Origin of the sequence: Streptococcus sp. ST14, assembly GCF_046098195.1 — a bacterium.
GTDB lineage: Bacteria > Bacillota > Bacilli > Lactobacillales > Streptococcaceae > Streptococcus.
Genome location: NZ_JBJUSF010000021.1, coordinates 31,872 through 40,047 on the forward strand (window position 1 = coordinate 31,872; position 8,176 = coordinate 40,047).

General features: G+C 43.5%; 8 protein-coding genes. All 8 read left to right on the forward strand.

The window, feature by feature from the left end:
• Positions 1 to 7: 7 nt before the first annotated feature.
• The gene (locus ACIY19_RS07540) at positions 8 to 874 is read left to right on the forward strand and encodes a GNAT family N-acetyltransferase (protein WP_409003096.1); all 867 of its coding nucleotides are present in this window, start codon (positions 8 to 10) and stop codon (positions 872 to 874) included.
• A gap of 22 nt (positions 875 to 896) precedes the next feature.
• Entirely contained in the window at positions 897 to 1,418 is a 522-nt protein-coding gene (locus ACIY19_RS07545) for a dihydrofolate reductase family protein (protein ID WP_223312162.1), read from the forward strand.
• A gap of 17 nt (positions 1,419 to 1,435) precedes the next feature.
• Positions 1,436 to 2,779, forward strand: coding sequence for a cysteine--tRNA ligase (cysS, locus tag ACIY19_RS07550; RefSeq protein WP_409003097.1), 1,344 nt, complete (start codon positions 1,436 to 1,438; stop codon positions 2,777 to 2,779).
• Positions 2,772 to 3,158, forward strand: a complete 387-nt coding sequence (locus ACIY19_RS07555; protein WP_409003098.1) for a Mini-ribonuclease 3 — start codon at positions 2,772 to 2,774, stop codon at positions 3,156 to 3,158. Before cysS ends, ACIY19_RS07555 begins: the two co-directional genes overlap by 8 nt.
• 2 nt (positions 3,159 to 3,160) lie before the next feature.
• Positions 3,161 to 4,030, forward strand: coding sequence for a helix-turn-helix domain-containing protein (locus ACIY19_RS07560; RefSeq protein ID WP_409003099.1), 870 nt, complete (start codon positions 3,161 to 3,163; stop codon positions 4,028 to 4,030).
• 115 nt (positions 4,031 to 4,145) lie between these two features.
• A complete protein-coding gene (locus ACIY19_RS07565; RefSeq protein ID WP_000229944.1) occupies positions 4,146 to 5,276 on the forward strand; it encodes an ABC transporter ATP-binding protein in 1,131 nt (376 codons plus the stop codon).
• A 137-nt stretch (positions 5,277 to 5,413) separates the two neighbouring features.
• On the forward strand, positions 5,414 to 7,630 hold the full coding sequence (locus tag ACIY19_RS07570; RefSeq protein ID WP_001123780.1) for a bifunctional (p)ppGpp synthetase/guanosine-3',5'-bis(diphosphate) 3'-pyrophosphohydrolase: 2,217 nt from the start codon (positions 5,414 to 5,416) through the stop codon (positions 7,628 to 7,630).
• A gap of 18 nt (positions 7,631 to 7,648) precedes the next feature.
• Complete coding sequence (dtd, locus tag ACIY19_RS07575) at positions 7,649 to 8,092, forward strand: D-aminoacyl-tRNA deacylase (protein WP_409003100.1); 444 nt, start codon at positions 7,649 to 7,651, stop codon at positions 8,090 to 8,092.
• The last annotated feature ends 84 nt before the right edge of the window (positions 8,093 to 8,176 follow it).

Here is an 8,176-nt window from a genome sequence, read left to right on the forward strand (position 1 = left end):
TTGCTACATGATTCAAACAACCAATACATTGAATGACCACCAACTATTGGAAGCAAAGGCTCTTATTGCGACTTGTCAGAACTATGACAGAACTTTTCGGGATCCCTATCTCTCCAATATGCTCAATTTTGATCCAAATATGCCGGCCTTTTTCCTTTATTATGAAAAAGGCGAACTTGTTGGTCTCTTAACTGTCTATGCTGATGATCAAGATGTAGAAGTGACGATACTGGTTCATCCAGAACATCGCCGTCAGGGGATTGCGCGTGCTTTGTTTACGAGTTTTGAGAAAGAAACTGCTGCTTTTTCTATTCGTTCAGTGACTTTTCAGACAGAACGTATTTTTTTAGAGAATCATCCTGACTTTGCCAGTAAATGGGGATTAATCGAGGATGAAGAGACAGAAACTTGGTTAGGTAAGGATAGAAGACCTTATCCGTTAGCAAATGTTTCCAATCTGGAAGTTTTGTTAGCAGATAGTTCATTTCAGAATCAAATTAGTCAGTTGAAGTTTCAGGTATTTTCAGAGGAACATGAATCCAGAGAAGTTGTGGATCGATATGTCGCTAAAGCTCTGAAGGATCCAGAAAGTCGCCTATATATTTTATTAAAAAATGGTCAGGTTATTGGAACTTGCACGGTTGATTTATCGAGTCATACGAATTACCTCTATGGTTTAGCAATAGCTGAACTTGAACGTGGAAAAGGCTACGGAAGTTATCTAGCAAAAAAACTTGTCAACCAACTAATTGAGCAAAATGACAAGGCATTTCAGATTGCCGTGGAAGACAGCAATGTAGGTGCCAAGCGTTTGTATGAAAAGATCGGTTTTGTCAAACAGACCCAGGTGATTTATCTGAAAGCAAAAGTGTAGAACTAGAAAGGTAACTACAAGAATGGCAGTATATTTTTACGGCTGTATCACCATGGATGGCTACTTGGCAGACAGCCAGCACAGGATAGACTGGCTGCATCAGCTTGGTTCTGTAGAGGATACAGGCTATGATGACTTTTACAGGCAAATGGATATCACCATCATGGGCAAGCGGACCTTTGAGGAAATCCAAGATTTGCAAGATGTAGAAAGTTTTTATCAAGCTACGGAAAACTATGTCTTTACGCATGATAGGCACCTGCCTGTCAGCAATTACCAGCCAGTAGCTGGGGATGTGGTGGAATTTGTTCACCAGATTGACAAAGGCAAAAATGTCTTTGTGATTGGTGGTAATTCCTTGGTAGGACCGCTCTTGGATGCGGATCTTTTCGACCACCTCATTATTCAGATAGCGCCCCTTATCCTAGGAAAGGGGGTTCCCCTCTTTACCCAAGAGGAAGGGCAGCGCTTTTACCAACTGGATAGCCTCAGACAATTTGGCCCTTTTGCAGAGCTGGTTTTCAGCCGAAAAAGTCAGAAATAGAGAAGGGAGTGGACCGCATGATTAAAATTTATGACACCATGTCTCGTGATTTGCGAGAATTTGTACCTATTGAGGACGGCAAGGTTAAGATGTATGTCTGTGGGCCAACTGTATACAACTATATCCATGTCGGCAATGCCCGTTCGACGGTAGCTTTTGATACCATTCGACGTTACTTCGAATACCGTGGGTACGAGGTTGCCTATATTTCCAATTTTACAGATGTAGATGATAAGATTATCAACCGCGCCAAGGAAGAAGGCATCACACCTCAGGAGGTTGCGGACAAGTACATCGCTGCCTTTCGTGAGGATGTATCAGCTCTGGGTGTCAAAACTGCGACTCGCCATCCTCGAGTAGTCGAGTTTATGGCTGACATTATCCGCTTTGTGGAAGACTTGATTGAAAAAGGCTTTGCCTACGAGAGTCAAGGGGATGTTTACTTCCGTGTGGAAAAATCCCACAACTATGCCAAGTTAGCCAATAAAACCTTGGAAGATTTGGAGCTGGGTGCTTCAGGTCGTACCGATGAAGAAACGGCTCGTAAGGAAAATCCTGTAGACTTTGCCCTTTGGAAAGCTGCAAAACCAGGTGAGATTTCTTGGGACAGTCCTTGGGGACCTGGTCGTCCAGGCTGGCATATTGAATGTTCAGTCATGTCGACAGAGATTTTGGGCGATACCATTGATATCCACGGTGGTGGAGCTGACCTAGAGTTTCCGCATCATACCAACGAAATAGCCCAATCAGAAGCCAAGACTGGTCAGACTTTTGCCAACTACTGGATGCACAACGGCTTTGTCAATATCGACAATGTCAAGATGTCTAAATCCTTGGGGAATTTCATCACAGTCCATGATGCCCTTAAAACTCTAGATGGGCAAGTGCTTCGCTTCTTCTTTGCCACTCAGCATTACCGCAAGCCTATCAACTTTACAGAAAAAGCAGTGCGGGATGCCGAGACCAATCTCAAGTATCTGAAGAACACTTACGAGCAACCATTTACTGGAAACGTAGATGCTCAAGAGTTACAGGCTTTTAAAGATAAGTTTGTAGCAGCTATGGATGAGGACTTTAACGCTGCCAATGGTATCACAGTTGTTTTTGAAATGGCCAAATGGATCAATTCAGGCAACTATGATGCAAGTGTCAAGGAAGCTCTTGCGGCTATGTTAGAGGTCTTTGGTATTGTCTTTGTCGAGGAAGTTTTGGATGAAGAGATTGAAGCCTTGATTCAAAAACGTCAAGAAGCGCGTGCCAATCGTGACTTTGCGACAGCTGACCAAATCCGTGACCAATTAGCTGCTCAAGGAATTAAGCTCCTTGACACCAAGGATGGAGTGAGGTGGACACGTGATTGATGTCAACCTCATTAACGGGATTGCGCTTGCCTTTGAAGGAGATGCGGTTTATTCCATGTATATTCGCCGCCACCTCATCCTCAAAGGCATGACCAAGCCCAATAAACTCCACCAAGAAGCGACTAAGTATGTCTCAGCCAAGGCTCAGGCTCACCTGATTGCCCTCATGTTGGAGGAGCAAGTTTTAACGGAAAAAGAAGAAGAAATCTATAAACGTGGGCGCAATACCAATAGCCACACAAAGGCTAAAAATGCGGATGTCGTAACTTATCGCATGTCTACAGGCTTTGAAGCGGTCATGGGTTATCTTCATCTGACTGAAAATATGGAGCGTCTAGAGACCTTGATTTCGTGGTGTATCCAAAAAGTGGAGGCGTAGAAATGCTTGCAAAAGAATTACTAGACTGGTTTCCTGAGGCTCAGATTTCAGATCAGCCGATAGAGAAGCTAGGATATCTTACACTTCCTCTGACTTCTCAACAGTGGATTTTACTGGAGGAGACCAATCTCACTGAACGTGAAAAGCAGTTAATTACCCTTTTAACCCAGCAGGAGCAGGCTCGTTCGCTCAATCCTTGGTATTCCTATCTGATCGAGGGAAAGGGGCAGGCGCCTCAAACTTTTAAAAAGATACAACTGGTTTATTGCCATCTATCCTATTACCAACAGGAAAATCTAGCCTCTTGGCTGGATATGATGCAGACCCTCTTTCCTAACTGCCAGACAGTGTTGCAGGTCGGAGTTCAGGACTATGTTTTTATTCTCCAGCAAGATAAATACAGCTCTGTTCGCTCAATCTTATCCGATACGATTGAGGCAGTGGAGTATGACTTTGGTCTTCGTCTGTCTATCATGTTGGGGCAGATCTGGTCACAGACTGGGTATCAGGCTCTGTCAGATTTAATCCAAGCGGAGCGGGACTTGTTTAAGACTTGGTGGCGTCAGGGCCATCAAGGAGTTAACACTTTTTCACAACTCTATCTTTGGAGTCTTGGGGAAGGGTTGGTTGACCTTAGAATTATCAAAGACTACCTTCGTCAGTTGATTCTGGACCAAGATCAGATTCAGGAGATCATTCTTTCTCTCTGGGAAAACAGTGCTGTCTTAACTAAAACGGCCCAGCAACTCTATCTGCACCGCAATTCTCTCCAATACAAGATTGATAAATGGGAAGAATTGACAGGACTTCAGTTGAAGGAGTTGACGGATCTCACCCTTTGTTATCAGTTGATTTTACCAGATATTCTCTAAAGTTTTGTGCAAGTTGCACAGAACTTTTTTATTTTTTTGGTCACCTTGCCATAGAAAAGTAAAGCGTTTTCATTTATAATAAAACTATCAAAAAAATAAAAGGAGTTCACCTTCCATGGTAGAATTAAATCTTAAAAACATTTACAAAAAATATCCAAACAGCGAACACTACTCAGTTGAAGACTTCAACTTGGACATCAAAGACAAGGAATTTATCGTTTTCGTAGGTCCTTCAGGATGTGGTAAATCAACAACTCTTCGTATGATTGCTGGTCTTGAAGACATTACAGAAGGTACTGCATCTATCGATGGTGTGGTTGTCAACGACGTAGCTCCAAAAGACCGTGACATCGCTATGGTATTCCAAAACTACGCTCTTTACCCACACATGACTGTATATGACAACATGGCTTTCGGTTTGAAATTGCGTAAATACAGCAAAGAAGACATCGACAAACGTGTACAAGAAGCTGCAGCAATCCTTGGTTTGAAGGAATTCTTGGATCGTAAACCTGCTGACCTCTCAGGTGGTCAACGTCAACGTGTTGCCATGGGGCGTGCCATCGTCCGTGATGCAAAAGTGTTCTTGATGGACGAACCTTTGTCAAACTTGGATGCCAAACTTCGTGTATCGATGCGTGCTGAAATTGCGAAGATTCACCGTCGTATCGGTGCTACAACTATCTACGTAACCCACGACCAAACAGAAGCGATGACACTTGCGGACCGTATCGTTATCATGTCAGCAACTAAGAACCCTGCTGGTACAGGTACTATCGGACGTGTAGAACAAATCGGTACTCCTCAAGAAGTTTACAAAAATCCAGTTAACAAATTTGTAGCAGGATTTATCGGAAGCCCAGCTATGAACTTCATTAATGTGAAATTGGTTGGTAGCGAAATTGTTTCTGACGGTTTCCGCTTGAAAGTGCCAGAAGGTGCTTTGAAAGTTCTTCGTGACAAAGGCTACGAAGGAAAAGAATTGATCTTCGGTATCCGTCCAGAAGATGTGAATGCAGAACCTGCTTTCCTTGAAACATTCCCAGAATCAGTGGTTAAAGCAACTATCTCAGTATCAGAATTGCTTGGTTCAGAATCTCACCTTTACTGCCAAGTTGGTAAAGACGAATTTGTTGCCAAAGTAGATGCTCGTGACTACTTGCAAACAGGTGCAACAGTTGAACTTGGATTTGACTTGAACAAAGCACACTTCTTCGATGTAGAAACTGAAAAAACAGTCTACTAAGCAAATGAAATGTCAAAACACTGCTAGAGAAATCTGGCAGTGTTTTTTAATGATTGGTATTGGCATAAAAACAGGCTTTTCTAGTTTTCATATCCTTAAAAAAGTGATAAAATGGTAGGAAGAATTGGAGAGTATAGATGCCGAAAGAAGTGAATTTGACGGGCGATCAGGTAGTCGCTTTAACGAGAGAATATTTAACAAAGGAAGACGTTGCTTTTGTACAAAAAGCATTGATTTACGCAGTTGATTGTCATAGTGGGCAGTTTCGGAAATCAGGTGAGCCCTATATTATCCATCCCATTCAGGTAGCAGGAATTCTGGCTAAGCTCAAGCTGGATGCCGTAACCGTTGCCTGTGGTTTTTTGCATGACGTTGTTGAAGACACAGATGCGACACTGGATGATCTAGAGAGAGAGTTTGGTCATGATGTTCGGATTATCGTTGATGGGGTGACCAAGCTTGGTAAGGTTGAGTACAAATCACTCGAGGAACAATTGGCTGAAAATCACCGCAAGATGCTTATGGCCATGTCAGAGGATATCCGTGTTATCTTGGTTAAATTATCGGACCGTTTGCACAATATGCGGACTCTCAAACACCTGAGAAAGGACAAGCAAGAACGTATCTCCAGAGAAACCATGGAAATTTACGCACCACTTGCTCATCGTCTAGGGATTTCCAGTGTCAAGTGGGAGTTGGAAGATCTATCTTTCCGTTACCTCAATCCAACTGAGTTTTACAAGATCACCCACATGATGAAGGAAAAACGCAGAGAACGTGAGGCTTTGGTCGATGAAGTTGTAACCAAGTTGGAAGAGTACGCTACAGAAAGAAATCTCAAAGGGAAAATCTATGGTCGTCCTAAGCATATCTATTCGATCTACCGCAAGATGCAGGATAAGAAGAAACGCTTTGAGGAGATTTATGACCTGATTGCCATTCGCTGTATCTTAGATACCCAGAGTGATGTTTACGCTATGCTGGGTTATGTGCATGAACTTTGGAAACCCATGCCAGGCCGCTTCAAAGACTATATCGCTAATCGGAAGGCCAATGGTTACCAGTCTATCCATACGACTGTTTATGGGCCAAAAGGGCCGATTGAATTCCAGATTCGGACCAAGGAAATGCACGAGGTGGCTGAGTACGGGGTAGCAGCTCACTGGGCTTATAAGAAAGGCATTAAAGGGCAGGTCAACAGCAAGGAATCTGCTATTGGAATGAACTGGATCAAGGAGATGATGGAGCTCCAAGACCAGGCTGATGATGCAAAGGAATTTGTGGACTCTGTTAAAGAAAACTATCTGGCGGAGGAGATTTACGTCTTTACTCCTGATGGTGCGGTTCGCTCCCTACCAAAAGATTCAGGACCGATTGACTTTGCCTATGAGATCCATACCAAAGTCGGTGAAAAAGCGACTGGTGCCAAGGTCAATGGCCGTATGGTTCCACTGACAACCAAGCTCAAGACAGGGGATCAGGTTGAAATTATCACCAATCCCAACTCCTTTGGTCCGAGTCGTGACTGGCTCAACATGGTCAAGACCAGCAAGGCGCGCAACAAGATTCGTCAGTTCTTTAAAAATCAAGACAAGGAATTATCCGTTAACAAGGGCCGTGAAATGTTGATGGCCCAATTCCAAGAAAACGGCTATGTGGCCAATAAGTTTATGGACAAGCGTCACATGGACGAGGTCCTTCAAAAGACCAGCTACAAGACAGAGGAGGCCCTCTATGCAGCCATTGGTTTTGGAGAAATTGGCGCTATAACCGTCTTTAACCGTTTGACCGAAAAGGAACGCCGTGAGGAAGAGCGTGCCAAGGCCAAGGCGGAAGCAGAAGAGCTTGTCAAAGGTGGCGAAGTTAAGGTTGAAAATAAAGAAACCCTCAAGGTCAAGCATGAGGGTGGTGTGGTGATTGAAGGTGCCTCAGGACTCCTCGTTCGGATTGCCAAGTGTTGCAATCCAGTTCCGGGTGACGACATTGTCGGTTACATTACTAAGGGACGCGGTGTGGCTATTCACCGTGTGGACTGTATGAATCTCCGTGCCCAAGAAAACTACGAGCAACGTCTCCTTGATGTGGAGTGGGAAGATCAATTCTCAAGCAAGGAATACACTGCCCACATTGATATCTATGGTCTCAACCGTACAGGGCTTTTGAACGATGTTTTACAAGTTCTTTCCAACACAACTAAGAATATCTCAACCGTTAATGCTCAACCAACCAAGGATATGAAATTTGCTAATATCCATGTCTCCTTTGGTATTTCCAACCTCTCTACACTGACTACAGTCGTGGATAAGATTAAGAGTGTGCCTGAGGTCTACTCTGTCAAACGGACCAACGGATAATTGAATAGAAGGGCGCTTATGAAAATCATCATTCAACGGGTTAAAAAAGCTCAAGTTAGTATCGAAGGTAGGGTTCATGGAAAAATTAATCAGGGGCTCTTATTACTGGTCGGTGTTGGCCCAGAGGACCAGGAGGAAGATCTGGATTATGCTGTGAGAAAACTGGTCAACATGCGGATTTTTTCAGATGCAGAAGGCAAGATGAACCTATCTGTCAAGGATATTGAGGGGGAAATCCTTTCGATTTCTCAGTTTACCCTTTTTGCAGATACTAAGAAAGGCAATCGTCCAGCCTTTACAGGTGCAGCCAAGCCTGATAGGGCATCAGACTTCTATGACGCTTTCAATCAAAAACTAGTACAAGAAGTACCTGTTCAGACAGGTATCTTTGGAGCGGATATGCAGGTGGAGCTGGTCAATGACGGACCGGTCACCATTATCCTTGATACAAAAAATAGATAAGAAAACCGGCTCTTTGTCAACTGTAGTGGGTTGATGAAAAGCTAAGCTCGAGAAAGGACAAATTTCGTCCTTTCTTTTTTGATA